Raw genomic sequence first — 15724 nt, forward strand, 5'->3', positions numbered from 1 at the left:
GGACAGCGCCAGCGGGAAAACGTGGCGGGGCGCATGGCTGGACAGGCGGCCCAGGCGTTCGCCGAAGGCCTGCGTCAGTGCGTGGGAAAACGCGGTGTTGTCCAGCGCCGCCAATTCGGCCGCACGGTCCGGCGCGCTGCACCAGACGACTGAGTAGGCGTCCGGCGTCTGCGGGTGCGGCAGCAGCGCCAGCGGGCCCTCGGACGTGAACCGTTCCCACGCCCAGCCGCGCCGGGGCAGGGTGGCGTGCGCGGTGGTCAGCACGGCGTGCTGGTCGTAGTCGCGCCGCACGTCGGTGGCGCCAGCGCCGTCGGATTGCACCGCAACGCCGCAGAGGATTTCCGTTTCGCCCTGCTGGATGCGCACGCCGTCGGCATCCTGGAGGCCGATCTGCGCCGGCGGACCCGCCAGCACGGTGACGCCGGACGCCGCGACGCATTCGTCCAGCTTGGCATACAACCCGGAATAGGCCACCACGCTGCCCAGTTGGGGCACGTTGAAATCGGAGTGCTGGATCAGCGTGCGGCCCAGCCGGCCGCGCTGCGACACATGGATGTTGCGGATGTCCGCCGAGCGCTCGGGCCAGGCATGCAGCGACTCCAGCAGCACCCGGCTGCCGTGGTTCATGGCGAGCACGCGGGGATCTGCAGCAGGAACGGCCGCGGCTGCCGTGACAGGCGTTGGCGCGTTGCCCGCGAGCAGAACGATGCGCGCCGGATCGGGCGCCACGCGCGCCAGCATCAGGGCCAATACGCGGCCCACGGGGCCGGCGCCAAGAATCGCAATGTCGTAGGCGGAGGAAGTCATGCCCGGATTTTACTCGTCCACTACAATCGCGGCAGCCGCCGCAGCCCGGCGCCACGGCTCCCTTACCGGTTGATTGACATGACGCAGGCTCAGGCTTCCTCTTCGCTTTCCGCCGTTTCCACACGCCGCCCCCGCAGCAAGGTTGTGGTGGGGCTGCTGGCCTGCCTGCTTGGCGCCTTCGGGGCGCACTGGTGGTATCTGGGCCGGCGCTACGCGTGGGTGGTCACCGCGTTCGCCGCCGTGTGCCTGTTCTGCGCCTTCCGCTTCTACCCGGTCTGGTACGACAACCCCGCGTTCTTCCTGCTGTTCATCCCGATGATCGACGGCTTCATCGAAAGCGCGGTCTACTCGCTGATGCCGGACGAGAAGTTCGATCGGCTCTGCAATCCGGGCTTGGGCAAGGTGTCGTCGACGGGCTGGGGGCCGGTGCTGGTGGCGATCCTGGCCTGCCTGGTCGGCGCCATCGTCACCATGTTCGCCATCGCCATGGTCGTGGTCTACGTGTGGGTGGCCATGGGTTGGCTCGACGGCTACGTGCTGTAAGCCTAGCCCCGCCGCGCTATTCGCGCATCAGCGCCTCGATCTCGGTGGCCTGCACCGGCACGCCGCGGGTAATCAGTTCGCAGCCTTCGTCCGTGACCAGCGCATCGTCCTCGGTGCGAATGCCGATATTCCAGTAGGCCTCGGGCACGTCGTCCGCCGGGCGCACATAGATGCCCGGCTCGATGGTCAGCATCATCCCGGTTTCTAGCAGGCGCCACGGCCGCTCCGCGCCGGTTGCCGTGCCCGGCTGGCGGTAGTCGCCCACATCGTGAACGTCCAGCCCCAGCCAGTGGCCGGTCCGGTGCATGTAGAAGCGGCTGTAGTCGCCCGATTCCAGCACGCCGTCCAGCGACCCCTTCAACAGTTTCAGATCGAGCATGCCTTGCGCCAGGACGCGCAGGGCGGCCTCGTGCGCGTCGTTGAAGCTGCGGCCCGGCGCCGTGGCCTGGGCCGCAGCGTCCTGCGCCGCCACCGTCAGGTCGTACAGCGCGCGCTGCGGGCCGCTGTAGCGGCCGTTCGCCGGAAATGTGCGCGTGATGTCGCTGGCGTAGCTGTCGACCTCGCAGCCCGCATCGACCAGCACCAGATCGCCGTCGCGCAGCACCGCTTCGCCGGCCGGATAATGCAGGACACAGGCGTTGGCCCCGGCGGCGACGATGCTGTTGTACGCCACCGACTGCGCGCCATGCCGGCGGAATTCATAGAGCAGCTCGGCTTCGATCTCGTATTCGCGCATGCCCGGCCGGGCAACGCGCATCGCGCGCGCATGGGCGCCCGCCGATATCTTGGCCGCGCGCCGCATTGCCGCGATCTCCGAGGCGTCCTTGATCAGCCGCATGTCGGCCAGCAGCGGACGCACATCCTGCTGCCGGGTTGGCGGGGTGTGTCCGCCACGGCTCTTTTCCTGCGCTGCGGCTAGCCAGCGGCGCAGGCGGCCGTCCGTGCGCTTGTCGCCGGCCAGCGGCGCGTACAGCGTGGGGTGGTCCAGCATCAGTGCGGGCACCAGCTCATCCAGCGCGTCGATGGGGTGGGCGTCGTCAAAGCCGAAGTAGGCCGCGGCAGCCTCGGGGCCGAAGCGCTTGCCTTCCCAGAGTTCATGCTCGACGTGGCGCGGCCGGCAAAACAGCACGGCCCGGTCCGTGGCGCCGGCAACCAGCACCAGCCACGCGTCCGGTTCGGTAAAGCCTGTCAGATAGAAGAAATCGCTGTCGTGCCGGTAGGGGTACTCCGCGTCACGGTTGCGGATGGCTTCCTGCGCCGTCGCCAGGATCGCGATGCCGCCTCCTGCTGCGCGCATGCGCTCCATCAGGCGCTGGCGCCGCGCGGCGAAAGGGGCGATGTCGTCGGGAGGCAGGCTCATGGCGGGCGGGTCGGGGCGGGCGCCCCGGCAAGGGAAAAAGATGGGGCCTACTTTACCCGCCATCCCGCGAATGCAACACCCCGGCAGCGAATCCGCGAGGGCGGCGCGGTGATGACTGGACGGCGCGCGAACCGCTGCTACAATCGCCGCTCTGTCATTGGGGAGTAGCCATCCTTTTCCCCTAAAGGAGTCAGCGTCAACAGACTTGGTGGTTCAGTGCTGCGGAGCAGCCGCTAGAACCCCATGGCGCTGACGGCACCCACGTCCGGCTTGCCGCCGCGTGGATCAGCCAGGCGAGACCTTTGGCCGCGTAGCGTTCACCCTTGGCCGGGCGAGCCGCTGCGTCGCGCCAATGGTATCTGCTCGTCCGGCCGCGTTCCCATGTTGCTCACCCTGTTTCTGTTCTTCCTGTCCGCGGCAGTGATCTACGTCGCGTGCGAGTTCTTCGTCAATGGCGTCGAGTGGGTCGGCCATCGCTTCCAGTTGGGCGCGACCGCCACCGGCACCGTGCTGGCGGCCTTCGGCACCGCGCTGCCGGAAAGCGCCGTCACCTTCATGGCTGTTGTCTTCGGCGATACCCCCGAGCAGAAGGACATCGGCGTCGGCGCCGCAATGGGCGGTCCCCTCGTGTTGGCCACGCTGGCCTACGCCGTGGTCGGCCTGGCCCTGTGGCGTGCGCGCCGCGGCCAACCCGCGCAGGCAGACTGTATCAACGCGGACCAGCGCCGGCTGGCCCGCGACCAGGCCTGGTTCATGGGCATCTTCATCTTCAAGGTGGGCCTGGGGCTGCTGGCCTTCGCCTGGAAGCCGTGGCTGGGCTTCGTGTTTCTGGCCACCTACGCGCTCTACATCAAGCGCGAGCTGAGCAACGACGAGGAATGCCTGGACTGCGAGGACCTCGAGCCGCTCAAGCTGCGACCCCGCGACGAGAACCCGACCATGTTCTGGGCCGCCACGCAGACCATCATGGCGCTGGTGGTGATCGCCGGCGCGTCGCACGTCTTCGTGAACCAGATCGAACTGCTCGGCATTGCGATGGGCGCATCGCCGCACGTGGCCGCGCTGCTGCTGGCGCCGGTGGCTACCGAATTGCCGGAAATCATGAACGCGCTGATCTGGGTGCGCCAGGGCAAGGAGCGTCTGGCGCTCGCCAACATCTCGGGCGCCATGATGATCCAGGCCACCATCCCCAGCGCGCTCGGCATCTTCATGACGCCGTGGGTGCTGGATGCGCCCCTGCTGGCCGCAGGTCTCTTCACCATGGTGTCCATCGGCCTGTTGTGGATGCGCTTCCGCCGCGCGGCCATGAGCGTGCCGGCGCTGTCGGCGGTGGGCGGACTGTATGCGCTGTTCGCCGGCTATCTGGGCTGGCACTTCTACGCCTGAGCGCAGTTGCCGGGCAGGCCTCTCCGTGCCTGTCCGGCTTTGCTTCATTTGTGTGTCAAAAGTGCGTCAGACCCTTGTCCATCAGTACAAACCCGCGTAAACTCGCCGTGTTTTCCATCCCAGGAGTTGTCTTCGTGAATACCGATTCCGGCGAAAGTTGTCGATCTTGCATCGACGTCGCTGTCTGACAGGATCCACGCAGAACTCCGTCTGCCGCATCCTGTCATTCAGGTTGCGGTGTATCCCAAGCGCCAGGCATCAGCCCGGCCCATAGTGCAGGCCTACGGTCTGCCGGGACTCCCCCCGACATAAACCGCCAGAACCGCCGCTAGTCGCAGCGCCAGCGTTCGTGCACGTTCGTCGTGCCCGCCGCAAGGGCGTTGTCCGGCTGCGCTCGTGTTCGCGATCACGCTCCGCCTTCTTGTCATGGAGGTCGTTATGCGTTTCTTCGACTTGTTCCTGCGCCGCGCTGGCGTGGACCGTGCCACCGCCCTGGGCCGCCGTCGCGGCACGTCCCGGCTGACGGTGATCTGTCCTCGCGGTGAGCTCGGCGCCCTGCGCAAGCAGATCTGCCTGGACTTCAGCGCCGCCGGCCTGGATGTCGCGCAAGTGCAGATCGATCAAGGCCAGGAGCCGGATCTCGCATCGGCTTGCATCACCGTCAATTGCCCCCCGGAGCTGCGGGCGGAACTGATGACGCAAGCGCGCCGTCTGAGCGCCAATCCTGCTGTCCGTCACGTGCATTTCGGCGCGCAGGCCGCATTGGCCTGATCGCGCCTTTTCTTTCAACCCAGGAGAAATCATGCCTAGCGCCTTAGACCCAGAGCCTCGATTGCGCCCTGTGCGCGGCTCCGGCATGCCTATCTGACCCGTCATCTCCCTGCGAGCCGACTGGCCGGATAGACATCCCGGTCCGTACGGAACCCGCAGGCTGGAATCCCCGGCCCAGCACGCGCCCTGCGCGCCCCGGCGCCCGGTCCTGATTCCACCGCCCGCTCCCTTTCCGTTTTCCGCACCCGGCGCGCCATAGACGCGATCCGGACACCGGCAACATTGCTCCGGCGCCTGCGCACGCCCGTCAGTGGCGGTCTCACGGCATTTCCTCGGAAACGCCGCGGCCCGCTGCTGCCCGCGCGCGGCCGCCGCCGGCAGGGTAGTCCGTGTCTCCCGCAACAACTTTAATAAATGCGGAGCACTCCCATGTTTGCTTTCCTGAAGTCCTTTTTTTCTTCCGCTGCGCGTCTGCGCCGCACCGGCCGGCACTTTCGCCGCGCCCCCATTCTCGAGCAAGGCGGGGATCAGGCCGCGGCATCGTCCGAAGCCGCCCGCCGCGCCAGCCAGCGTATGGTCGAGACGTCCCGGCTCGGTTTCGATTCGCTGTTCGAGCGGTTCGGCAGCGGCTGGGGCGGCCTGTCCGACGCCCAGGCGCTGGCCGCGCGCGAACGCCACGGCGCCAACGAGGTCGACCACGAAAAACCGCTGTCCTGGCCAGCGCACCTGTGGCTGTCGTACCGCAATCCGTTCAATCTGCTGCTGACCGCGCTTGCCGTGCTGTCGTGGCTGACCGACGTGCGCATGGCCGCGCCCGAGGAACAGTCCTGGACGGCCGTCGCAATCATCGGTTCGATGGTGGTGATCTCGACGGTGCTGCGCTTCGTGCAGGAGCAGCGCTCGAACCGCGCCGCCGAAGCCCTGAAGGCGATGGTGCGCAACACCGCGACGGTGCTGCGCAGCGATGCCGGAGCGCCGGCCGCCGGATCGCCGGCCGCCGGATCACCGGACGCGGGCAATGGCCGGCGCTTCTTCGGCGCGGCCCTGCATGCCACCGGCTCGCTACAGCGCGAAGTGCCGCTGGCCGACCTGGTGCCCGGCGACGTGGTGCTGCTGTCCGCCGGCGACATGGTCCCCGCCGATTGCCGCATCCTCAACGCCAAGGACCTTTTCGTTGCGCAGGCCGCGCTGACGGGCGAATCGCTGCCCGTCGAAAAGCACATGTCCCCGCGTGAGCAATCGGCCAATGCCCTTGAGCTCGAAAACATCGCCTTCATGGGCACCAACGTGGTCAGCGGGGCGGGCAGCGCGCTGGTGGTGGCCACCGGCTCGGACACGTACTTCGGCCAGTTGGCGGGCCGCGTCACGCAGACCTCCCGCGCGCCCACGCAGTTTCAGCAGGGCATCAACCGCGTGAGCTGGATTCTGATCCGCTTCATGCTCGTCATGGCGCCGGTGGTGATGCTGATCAACGGCTTCACCAAGGGCGACTGGCTCGAAGCGCTGCTGTTTGCGCTGGCCATCGCGGTGGGACTGACGCCTGAAATGCTGCCCATGATCGTCACCGCGACGCTCGCCAAGGGCGCCGTGCGCATGTCGCGCCGCAAGGTCGTGGTCAAGCGCCTGGATGCGATTCAGAACCTGGGCGCCATGAACGTGCTGTGCACCGACAAGACCGGCACGCTGACGCAGGACCGCATCGTGCTCGAGCGCCATACCGACGTCTATGGCGCGGCCAGCGACGACGTGCTGGCGTACGCGTATCTGAACAGCTACTACCAGACGGGCCTGAAGAACTTGCTGGACGTGGCGGTGCTGGAGCATGCCGAGGTCGCGCGCAGCCTGGATCTGGCGGGCCGTTACCGCAAGATCGACGAGATTCCGTTCGACTTCTCGCGCCGCCGCATGTCCGTCGTGGTGAACGAGACCGAGAACGGCCGCGACCACCACGAACTGATCTGCAAGGGGGCGCTCGAGGAAATGCTCTCGGCCTGCACGCGGCTGCGCGTGGGCAACGAGGTGCATCCGCTGACCGACGCCCGCCGCGCCGATATCCGCCGCGTGACCGCCGGGCTGAACCGAGACGGTCTGCGTGTCATCGCGGTGGGCGTCAAAGAGTTGCCGCCCACGCAGCAGGCCTACGGCGTCGCGGACGAATCCGATCTGGTGCTGGTGGGGTACATCGCCTTCCTGGATCCGCCCAAGGAGTCGACGGGACCCGCGCTGGCCGCGCTGAAGGACTCGGGCATCGAGGTCAAGGTGCTGACCGGCGACGTTGAACTGGTCACGCGCAAGGTCTGCCGCGAAGTGGGACTGGACGTGCGCAAGGTGTACCTGGGCGCCGAGATCGAGGCGATGGACGACGAGGCGCTTGCCGCGGCCGTGCACGAGGCCAACGTGTTCGCCCGCCTGTCGCCCATCCACAAGGAACGCATCGTGCGCAGCCTGCGCGCGCAGGGCAACACGGTGGGCTTCATGGGTGATGGCATCAATGACGCGCCGGCGCTGCGGGCAGCCGACGTGGGCATCTCGGTGGATTCGGCGGTGGATATCTCGAAGGAGGCCGCCGACATCATCCTGCTGGAAAAGAGCCTGATGGTGCTGGAGGACGGCGTGATCGAAGGCCGCAAGACCTTCTGCAACATGCTCAAGTACCTGAAGATGACGGCCAGCTCGAACTTCGGCAACGTGTTTTCGGTGCTGGTCGCAAGCGCCTTCCTGCCGTTTCTGCCGATGCTGCCGATCCACCTGCTGCTGCAGAACCTGATGTACGACATCTCGCAGACAGCGATCCCGTTCGACAACGTCGACGAGGAACTGCTGAAGCAGCCGCAGCGCTGGGATCCGGACGGCCTGGGCCGCTTCATGGTGTTCTTCGGCCCGATCAGCTCGATCTTCGATATCGCCACCTATGCTGTCATGTGGTATGTATTCCAGGCGAATGCGCCCGAGCACCAGACGCTCTTCCAATCCGGCTGGTTTGTCGAAGGCCTGTTGTCGCAGACGCTTATCGTGCATATGATCCGCACGCGCCGGATTCCCTTCCTGCAAAGCCGCGCCTCATGGCCGCTGATGGGCATGACGCTGATGGTGATCGCGCTGGGCCTTGTACTGCCGTTCTCGCCGTTGGCGGAATACTTCCAGCTGCAGGCGCTGCCCTGGAGCTACTTCCCCTGGCTCGTCGGCATCCTGCTCGGGTATTGCGTGCTGACGCAGGCGCTGAAGGGTTTCTGGGTGCGCCGCTACGGTTGGCAGTAGGCTGATGCAACCGGCGGCGGGCTCGACCCGCCGCCAACGCAAGGAAAGAGCATGAGAATTGCATTTTGCGCCGCATTCGCGGCGGCCGGCCTGATTCCGCCCTGTACCGCGCTGGCCGCGGACGCCGGGACCGGGCTGCAACTCTATGGCGTGGTGGACGCGGGCGTTGCGGTGACCCGGGTGTCAGGGCAGGGCAGTCACAGCGGCCTGTTGAACGGCGGGCTGACGGATTCGCTCTGGGGGCTGCAGGGGGCGGAAGACCTGGGCAGCGGTTGGGCCGCCAACTTTCAATTGGAAAGCGGTTTCGATCCGTCCAGCGGCGCCGCGGCCGATGGCAGCCGCCTCTTCAACTATGGCGCCTGGGTCGGCCTGGCCCATGCGGACTATGGCGACCTGCGGTTTGGCCGCCAGTACACCGTTGGCCAGACCTACGGCGACGCGCTGGAGATCGCCTCCTGGAAGGACATGGGCATGGGCGCCACCTTCAAGGCGTCCGACAACTACCAGTTCAGCAACATGGTGAACTGGTATTCGCCGCAGTGGCGCGGTTTCCAGGCCGGAATCGGATACGCCTTCGACGCCGATGGGCAGGACAACTTCCGCACCAACCAGAACACTCGGGCAATCAGTGTGGGCCTGAAGTATGAGGACGGTCCGCTGCTGGCCGTGGCGACCTGGGAACAACTGCGCCTGGCCGACCCGCCCGCGGCGGCCGAGGGGCGTCCGCAGGCGGTGCAGCTGGGCGCCTCGTATGACTTCGACGTGGCCAAGGTGTCGGTGGCGTGGTCGCGCCAGCGCAACGGTTACGTGGGACTGGACGGCGGCGATCCGGATGGCTTGGGCGTCGGACTGGGTCCGGCGGCCTTCGTGCAGGGCGGCACGGTCGATGCCTGGCTGGTCGGGGTCAGCGTGCCCGCCGGGCCGGGCGCGGTGTTGGTGCAATGGTCCCTGGCCAAACCCGACTGGCGTTGGGCCAATGGCATGACGGCGCGCAATGCGCAGGTCGCGACGCTGGGCTATACCTACGACCTGTCCCCACGCACGACCCTCTACGCCTTTGCCGGCTACGCGACGAACTACACGCTGGACAACCAGTTCGATCCCGGTAATTCCCACACCACGCGCATCGGCACGGGCGTGTCGCACCGTTTCTGACGCGTTCCTCCCCCGGCGGCGCCCGGCAGCGGACAACGGCGGGGTCTACTACAATCGCCTGAGATCGGCGCCCGGCGCGCTGGTCCTTGTCTTCGCGTCGTTTCTCGGATGGCCCGCATGGATAGTCTCGAATGGCTCGTACCCTGGGAGTTCTCTCCCACGCTGGTGGCTTCCTTCCTGGTGGCCATCGTGCTGTTCGTACGCGGCCAGCGGGTCCACCACGTCACGCGTGCGCGCAACATTCTGTTCTGGACGGGGATGGTCCTGCTGTACCTGTCCCTGCACACCCGCCTCGACTATTACGCCGAGCGCATGTTTTTCATTCATCGCATCCAGCATCTGGTCCTGCATCATCTTGGACCGCTGCTCGTCATGGCGGCCTTCCCCGGACAGGTGATGCGGGCGGGCCTGCCGATGCAGTGGCGCGTGCGGCTGCGCGACTTCCTGCGCACGGGCACGGGCCGCGCCACGGTGGCCGTGCTGACCAACAAGATTTTCGTGCCGGCCCTCTTCGTTTTCCTCGTGCTGGTCTGGCTGATCCCGTCGGTGCAGTTCTATTCGATGCTGGATTGGCGCCTGTACCGGCTCATGAACTGGTCGGTGGTGATCAGCGGCTTCATGTACTGGAACCTGATCCTGGACCGCCGTCCCGCGCCCCCGGCGGCCATGTCGCCCGGCGGACGCGTGATCTCGCCCGTGGCGACCATGCTGCCGCAGATGGTCGCGGGCGCCGTCATCGCCTTCACGGAAAGCGACATCTACCCGCTCTTCGAACTGTGCGGCCGGGCCATCGCCATGTCGGCGCAGACCGATCAGACGATCGGCGGGCTGACGATGTGGATCCCCGCCGCGCTGGTGGAAGTGATCGGCCTGATGGTGGCATTGGGAACGCTGATGCGGCTTTCCGCCAAGGGACGCCTGCGCAAGGCGGATCGCGATGCGCGCGCGCGCGCCAAGTCCGGCGCGGCGCTATCGTCGTAAGCCCGGCCGGGAATGCCGCGCTGATTGGCGCATTCCCGTCGGGCCGTGCCGGTCATTCCGGCAGCAGGCCGTGATACTTCTTGCCCAGCGCCACGGTGGCCTGGAACATGCCCGCCTTGTTGCCGCAGTCGTAGCGCACGCCGTCGAAGCGATGCGCATAGACCTCGCGCTCGCGCATCAGCGAGGCGATGCCGTCGGTCAACTGGATCTCGTTGCCCGCGCCCATCTTGGTCGAGCGCAGGTGGTCGAAGATTGCGGCTTCCAGCACATAGCGGCCCACAACAGCGAGCGTCGACGGTGCGGCCTCCGGGTCCGGCTTTTCGACGATGTGCGTGACGCGCTCGGTGCGGCTGTCCGCCGGCGTCTCGCCGGTATGGGTGGCCACGATGCCGTACTTGCGCGTGTCGGCGCGCGGCACGTCCTGCACGCCCAGCACGCTGGCGTTGCGCGCCACGGCCACATCCACCAGTTGCTTCATCGCAGGCGTATTGGCGTCGATCAGGTCGTCGGCCAGCAGTACGGCAAAGGGTTCATCGCCCACTGCGGGCGCGGCCGACAGCACGGCGTGGCCGAGGCCCAGCGGGGCCGACTGGCGGATATAGAGGCAATTGACGTGCGCGGGTAGAATGCCCCGCACCATTGCCAGGAGTTCATGCTTGCCCTTGCTCTCCAGGTCGGTTTCGAGCTCGGGCGCGGAATCGAAATGGTCCTCGATGGCGCGCTTGTTGCGGCCGGTCACGAAGATGAGATCAGTGATGCCGGCGGCGACGGCCTCTTCCACCGCGTATTGAATCAGGGGCTTGTCGACCACGGGCAGCATTTCCTTGGGCATCGCCTTGGTGGCGGGCAGGAAGCGTGTACCCATGCCGGCGACAGGGAAAACGGCTTTACGGACGGGACGCATTGATACCTCGTTGAGGATTCGATGAAACATTTTAAGCTCATCGCTATCATAGGCTTATGAACCGCAGGAACATGCCATCCATTTGCTCGATTGCGAAACGGGGCGCGATCGCTAGCCTTTGCGCGGCGCTCGCCATTCCCGTTGCTCCCGTCACTGCGTGGGCGCAGCCCGTCGGGTTGCCTTCCATGGGCGCCGCCTCGTCGTCCGACCTGTCGCCCATGCTGGAGCGCACGCTGGGCGAAGCCATCATGTCGCAGGGCCGGCGCGATCCCACTTACATCGACGACTCCGAACTCAGCCAATACCTCACGACGATGGGGCGCAAACTGGCGCAGTTTGCGCCGGGCGGCGTGCCCGAGGTCGAGATGTTCGGCGTGCGCGATCCCGAAATCAACGCATTTGCGATGCCGGGCGGCTTCATTGGAATCAACACGGGTCTGATCGTGTCGTCGGCCAGCGAGTCCGAACTTGCGGCCGTGGTCGCCCACGAAATCGGCCACGTCGTGCAGCGCCACATTGCGCGCGGCATGACCCAGCAGAATCAGAACGGCATGCTCATGCTGGCCAGCCTGGCGGGCGCGTTGCTTGCGGCGCTGGCGGGCGGCGGCGGCAATCTTTCCATGGGCGTGGCCGCCTTCGGCCAGGCGGCGGCCATCAACCGGCAGTTGGGCTTTTCGCGCGACGCCGAACGCGAGGCCGATCGCGCCGGCCTGCAGATGCTGACCAAGGCCGGCTACGACGCCGCCGGCATGTCGCAGATGTTTGCGCGGCTGATGAACGCTTCGCGCCTGAACGAAGGCGCGGGCGGCGGCTCGTGGGCCAGCACCCACCCGCTGTCGATCGAGCGCATGTCCGACGTGCAGAACCGCGCCCGCGCGCTGCCGGCAACGCGCCATCTGGATAGCGACGACTTCTGGTACATCCGCGCCAAGATGCGCGTGGTGCAGGGCCGCGATACGGTGGGCCTGCGCACCGCCGGACAGCAATTGCAGGACGAGGCCCAGGCTCTCTCGGGCGTGCGGCAGTCTGCCGCCTATTACGGACTGTCCCTGCAGAACTATCAGCGCAACAATCTTGCGGAAGCGGAACGCTATTGGAATCTGGCGTCCGCCGATGGGCGCAGTTCGCCCCAGTTGGCGAAGCTGGGCGTGGACATCGCGTTGGCGCGTAAGGATTTCCCGCAGGCGCTGTCACTGGCCCAGGCGGGCACCAAGCGCTATCCGGACCACCGGGCGCTGGGCATCGCGTACGCGCAGGCGCTGCAGGGCAATGGCCGGCACGCCGAGGCGCAGGACTACCTGCGCGCCAAGATCAAGCAATGGGGTAGCGACGAGCCCAGCCTTTACCAGATGCTGGCGCAAAGCGAAGAGCGCAACGGCAAGCCCGTACAGGCGCGCCGCGACCTCGCGCGTTATTACGTCATGACGGGCGCGTACGCCGCCGCCGAATCGCAGCTGCAACAGGCGCGCGGTCTGTCCAAGGACTTCTACGAGCAGTCGCAGATCGACGTGCAGATCAAGGAAGTGAAGGACAAGCTGGCTGAAGAGCGCCAGCTGCTCGAGCGCTTCAAGTCGGGCTGACAGGCGCTCAGAGACCCGTTTCGAAGAACCGCCCCAGGCGCTGCGGCAGCCAGTTCAGATGCCCAGGAAAGCTGCCTGTCGGAAAGCCTGCGTGCCCGCCATCGGAAGGCTGGTGCAGCAGGATGCCCGGCGCGCACTCGTCAGGTTTCGGCAGCGAAGCGGCAGGAATGAAGGGATCGTTGCGCGCGTTCAGCACCAGCGTCGGCACGGCGATCTTGGGCAGCCACGGCTTGCTGGAGGCGCGCGTCCAGTAGTCCAGCGCATTGCGAAAGCCGTGCATCGGCGCGGTATAGGTATCGTCGAACTCGCGCAGGTCGTGCGCGTGCGCGATCCGCATGACGTCGATGGACCCCGGAAACCGGTGCGCCTTTTCCAGAACCTTGTGCTTGAGCGTCTTCAGAAAGTGCGCCGTATATACGCGGCGGTTGAAGATGCCGGTGGATAGCGTCTTGCCGCAGGCGACCAGATCCAGCGGCGCCGACACGCCGGCGCAGGCGGTGAGCCACGTGGTGTCTTCCTGGTGTTCCCCCAGGTACTTCAGCAGCGCGTTGCCACCCAGCGATACGCCAACGGCATGCCAGCGCGCGTGGGGAATGCGCTGGCGCACGGTGTTCAGTAGAAATCCGACCTCGGCCGAGTCACCCGAGTAATACGCGCGGGCCAGCCGGTTGGGCACGCCGGAGCAACCCCGGAAATGCGCGATGACCACGATCCACCCGCGCGCCCGGAAGTAATGCGCGACGGACTGCGCATAGCGGCTGTTGCTGCCGCCCTCCAGGCCGTGGAACAGGATCAGGGCAGGGGTGTCGGGCGTTTGCGGCAGCGACTTCCAGTCTGCGTCCGTCATCCAGCGCGCCGCGGCGGTCTTGCCATTGCCGACCGGACGCTGGCCGCTTACCGGCGCGCCGTCGGCGGCCTTGTGCGGAAACAGACCGGGGCCTGTCCAGTCGAAGTCGACGAAGTCCGTATCGGGCGTGTCGACGCGATCGCGCACGAACGCGATGCGGTGATACTGCGCGAACAGGGCGGCGTAGACCGTCTGGCTGTCGCCCCCGGGAAGCCAGGGCGGGACAGGGCAGGGCGTTGTGTCAAGACGAGCAGCGGCCAACTGGGAATCCACCGCGTTCAATGAAGCATGTCGGGCACGTCGTGCAGGTCGAGCACCCCGGCTTCCGAGGGCGCCTGCGAGGCATGGTGCATGACCATGCGCCAGCCCGTGGGGCCCTTGTGGTAGATGTTGGTGGCGTAGCAGTTGGCGAACTGCGTGCCCTCACGCGTGCGCACCGCCACCTGTTCGACCAGGACATGCACCGCGCACATCATGCTGAGCATGACGAGCGGGCGCAATGGACGCACATGCAACGGACCGTTGGACAGCACCTGTTGCCAGGACTCGTGCACCGCGGAATGGCCGACGACGCGCAGCCCTCCCGGATGGATGCATACGACTTCCTCGTCGTCGGCCCAGACCTGCATCAGGCGGACGGCGTCCGCCTGCTCAAGGGCTTCGTAGAACGCGTGTTCTGCTTCTTCGGGCGTGGCGAACATGGCTGCTGAAACGGTTAAGCGTGTTATGGGGCGGTGCCGCTCAATGGTGGCCGTGCAACACCGTGCCGGCCTTCAGGCGGTACTCGGCGCCACAGTAGGCGCAGCTTGCGGAACCGGTGCGGGCCACGTCCAGGAAGACGCGGGGGTGCATGCTCCAGAGCGGAGCCTTGGGGCCGGGACAGAACACGGGAAGGTCTTCGGCGCCGACCTCGATGACTTCGTTAGCGCGGGAGACGGCGGCCGGGGCAGCAGCGGTCATGGATATTCCTGAAAAAAGAACCGATAGACGGCAGGTTGAAACAATGATGCGGTCTTGCTGGGCAAAAGCGCGCCAATCAGAATTGAGAATCAGACTTTACTTAGCCAGTGATGGTACTTCGGGTTGCGGCCATTCACCACGTCAAAAAACGCGTTCTGCAATAGTTCGGTGACTGGGCCGCGCCGGCCCGAGCCGATCTGGCGGTTGTCGACCTCGCGGATGGGCGTGACTTCAGCGGCCGTGCCGGTGAAGAACGCCTCGTCCGCGATGTAGACGTCGTCGCGGGTGAGCCGTTTGGTCACCACGCGCAGGCCGAGGTCGGCCGCCAGGGCGTGAATGGTCGAGCGGGTGATGCCGGTCAGGGCGGAGGCGATCTCGGGTTCGCAGAGCACCCCGTCCTTGACCAGAAAAAGATTTTCGCCGGAGCCTTCGGCCACGAAGCCGTCGGTGTCCAGCAGCAGGGCCTCGTCGTAGCCGTCCTGCAGGGCTTCGGTATTGGCCAGGATGGAATTGGCGTAGGTGGTGGCGACCTTGGCGCGCGGCATGGTGACGTTCACGTGCTGGCGCGCAAACGACGACACCTTCACGCGAATACCGCTGGACAGCGCCTCTTCGCCCAGATAAGCGCCCCAGGGCCATGCCGCGATGGCCACGTGCACCCGGGCGCCCTTGGGCGACACACCCATTTTTTCGGGGCCGTAGAACACGAGGGGGCGCAGGTAGCCGGATTCAAGCTGGTTGTCGCGCACGACCGTCCGCTGTGCCTCGTTGATCGTGTCGCGATCGAACGGCATGGGGATCTGGTAGATGTGCGCAGAATTGAAGAGCCGGTTGGTGTGGTCTTCGAGGCGGAAGATAGCCGTGCCGAGGGTGGAGTTGTAAGCGCGCACGCCTTCGAAGACGGACAGCCCATAGTGCAGCGAATGCGTCAGGACATGCGTCGTCGCGTCTCGCCATGGGACGAGCTTGCCGTCATACCAGATGAAACCGTCGCGGTCAGCCATCGACATGGTCTTCTCCACACAGTGCGCACCAAACCTGCCGCCGCGCGCCAGGCCATGGGGGCCAAGAATCTCGAGGGCGCTATTGTATCAAGCAGCGAGGTTACAATACGGGCCTATTCGCGCAGTTCATTCCCATCGAGTATCCATGTCGTCCTGCCTGAATCGCCA

The 15724-nt window shown here is 66.3% G+C and carries 14 protein-coding genes and 1 riboswitch; of the genes, 7 read left to right on the top strand and 7 right to left on the bottom strand.

The features are described 5' to 3' along the window. Window positions 1-807: monooxygenase (locus B3446_RS02485; protein ID WP_291377197.1), on the bottom strand; the 807-nt coding region annotated here is incomplete at its 3' end. A 78-nt stretch (window positions 808-885) separates the two neighbouring features. Here B3446_RS02485 and B3446_RS02490 point away from each other — a divergent pair. Continuing rightward, window positions 886-1350, top strand: coding sequence for an NINE protein (locus tag B3446_RS02490; RefSeq protein ID WP_191577727.1), 465 nt, complete (start codon window positions 886-888; stop codon window positions 1348-1350). Between the two features lie 16 nt (window positions 1351-1366). Here the strand turns inward: B3446_RS02490 and B3446_RS02495 are convergent, their stop codons facing one another. Continuing rightward, window positions 1367-2710, bottom strand: coding sequence for an aminopeptidase P N-terminal domain-containing protein (locus tag B3446_RS02495; RefSeq protein ID WP_191577726.1), 1344 nt, complete (start codon window positions 2708-2710; stop codon window positions 1367-1369). A 146-nt stretch (window positions 2711-2856) separates the two neighbouring features. Further along, window positions 2857-3048: riboswitch (yybP-ykoY riboswitch) on the top strand. 43 nt (window positions 3049-3091) lie between these two features. On the opposite strand from B3446_RS02495, the gene B3446_RS02500 reads away from it, so the two are divergent. The 5 genes from B3446_RS02500 (at window position 3092) to B3446_RS02520 (ending at window position 10261) form a co-directional block, all read left to right on the top strand. Then, window positions 3092-4096: a sodium:calcium antiporter gene (locus tag B3446_RS02500; RefSeq protein WP_175123193.1), complete on the top strand. Its 1005-nt coding sequence runs from the start codon at window positions 3092-3094 to the stop codon at window positions 4094-4096. A gap of 438 nt (window positions 4097-4534) precedes the next feature. Beyond that, window positions 4535-4867, top strand: coding sequence for a hypothetical protein (locus tag B3446_RS02505; protein ID WP_175123192.1), 333 nt, complete (start codon window positions 4535-4537; stop codon window positions 4865-4867). A gap of 429 nt (window positions 4868-5296) precedes the next feature. Beyond that, a complete protein-coding gene (mgtA, locus tag B3446_RS02510; RefSeq protein ID WP_291377202.1) occupies window positions 5297-8125 on the top strand; it encodes a magnesium-translocating P-type ATPase in 2829 nt (942 codons plus the stop codon). Between the two features lie 51 nt (window positions 8126-8176). After that, entirely contained in the window at window positions 8177-9280 is a 1104-nt protein-coding gene (locus B3446_RS02515) for a porin (RefSeq protein ID WP_291377203.1), read from the top strand. A 108-nt stretch (window positions 9281-9388) separates the two neighbouring features. Continuing rightward, window positions 9389-10261: a cytochrome c oxidase assembly protein gene (locus tag B3446_RS02520; RefSeq protein ID WP_291377205.1), complete on the top strand. Its 873-nt coding sequence runs from the start codon at window positions 9389-9391 to the stop codon at window positions 10259-10261. A gap of 52 nt (window positions 10262-10313) precedes the next feature. Here B3446_RS02520 and galU read toward each other — a convergent pair whose 3' ends face one another. Next, window positions 10314-11165, bottom strand: a complete 852-nt coding sequence (galU, locus tag B3446_RS02525; protein WP_175123188.1) for a UTP--glucose-1-phosphate uridylyltransferase GalU — start codon at window positions 11163-11165, stop codon at window positions 10314-10316. Between the two features lie 56 nt (window positions 11166-11221). Here galU and B3446_RS02530 point away from each other — a divergent pair, with 56 nt between their 5' ends. Further along, the gene (locus B3446_RS02530; protein WP_191577722.1) at window positions 11222-12745 is read left to right on the top strand and encodes a M48 family metalloprotease; all 1524 of its coding nucleotides are present in this window, start codon (window positions 11222-11224) and stop codon (window positions 12743-12745) included. Window positions 12746-12752: 7 nt separating this feature from the next. On the opposite strand, the gene B3446_RS02535 is transcribed toward B3446_RS02530, so the two are convergent. The 4 genes from B3446_RS02535 to B3446_RS02550 all read right to left on the bottom strand — a co-directional run bounded on the left by B3446_RS02535 (window position 12753) and on the right by B3446_RS02550 (window position 15562). Continuing rightward, the gene (locus B3446_RS02535) at window positions 12753-13853 is read right to left on the bottom strand and encodes a YheT family hydrolase (RefSeq protein ID WP_056568815.1); all 1101 of its coding nucleotides are present in this window, start codon (window positions 13851-13853) and stop codon (window positions 12753-12755) included. A gap of 17 nt (window positions 13854-13870) precedes the next feature. Next, the gene (locus B3446_RS02540; protein WP_056321209.1) at window positions 13871-14293 is read right to left on the bottom strand and encodes a YybH family protein; all 423 of its coding nucleotides are present in this window, start codon (window positions 14291-14293) and stop codon (window positions 13871-13873) included. A gap of 40 nt (window positions 14294-14333) precedes the next feature. Next, a complete protein-coding gene (locus B3446_RS02545; RefSeq protein ID WP_056568810.1) occupies window positions 14334-14552 on the bottom strand; it encodes a zinc-finger domain-containing protein in 219 nt (72 codons plus the stop codon). 89 nt (window positions 14553-14641) lie between these two features. Continuing rightward, window positions 14642-15562 (bottom strand): branched-chain amino acid transaminase, encoded by a 921-nt coding sequence (locus B3446_RS02550; RefSeq protein ID WP_291377212.1) that lies wholly within the window; start codon window positions 15560-15562, stop codon window positions 14642-14644. Between the last annotated feature and the right edge of the window lie 162 nt (window positions 15563-15724).

Source organism: Achromobacter sp. UBA5777 (genome assembly GCF_002418565.1).
Lineage (GTDB): Bacteria > Pseudomonadota > Gammaproteobacteria > Burkholderiales > Burkholderiaceae_B > Achromobacter > Achromobacter animicus.

Coding starts and splice junctions, on each gene's coding strand:
- B3446_RS02500 (WP_175123193.1), top strand. CDS start 3,092: ATGTTGCTCACCCTGTTTCTGTTCTTCCTGTCCGCGGCAGTGATCTAC.
- B3446_RS02545 (WP_056568810.1), bottom strand. CDS start 14,552: ATGACCGCTGCTGCCCCGGCCGCCGTCTCCCGCGCTAACGAAGTCATC.
- B3446_RS02505 (WP_175123192.1), top strand. CDS start 4,535: ATGCGTTTCTTCGACTTGTTCCTGCGCCGCGCTGGCGTGGACCGTGCC.
- B3446_RS02550 (WP_291377212.1), bottom strand. CDS start 15,562: ATGTCGATGGCTGACCGCGACGGTTTCATCTGGTATGACGGCAAGCTC.
- galU (WP_175123188.1), bottom strand. CDS start 11,165: ATGCGTCCCGTCCGTAAAGCCGTTTTCCCTGTCGCCGGCATGGGTACA.
- B3446_RS02520 (WP_291377205.1), top strand. CDS start 9,389: ATGGCCCGCATGGATAGTCTCGAATGGCTCGTACCCTGGGAGTTCTCT.
- B3446_RS02515 (WP_291377203.1), top strand. CDS start 8,177: ATGAGAATTGCATTTTGCGCCGCATTCGCGGCGGCCGGCCTGATTCCG.
- B3446_RS02490 (WP_191577727.1), top strand. CDS start 886: ATGACGCAGGCTCAGGCTTCCTCTTCGCTTTCCGCCGTTTCCACACGC.
- B3446_RS02495 (WP_191577726.1), bottom strand. CDS start 2,710: ATGAGCCTGCCTCCCGACGACATCGCCCCTTTCGCCGCGCGGCGCCAG.
- B3446_RS02530 (WP_191577722.1), top strand. CDS start 11,222: ATGAACCGCAGGAACATGCCATCCATTTGCTCGATTGCGAAACGGGGC.
- B3446_RS02540 (WP_056321209.1), bottom strand. CDS start 14,293: ATGTTCGCCACGCCCGAAGAAGCAGAACACGCGTTCTACGAAGCCCTT.
- mgtA (WP_291377202.1), top strand. CDS start 5,297: ATGTTTGCTTTCCTGAAGTCCTTTTTTTCTTCCGCTGCGCGTCTGCGC.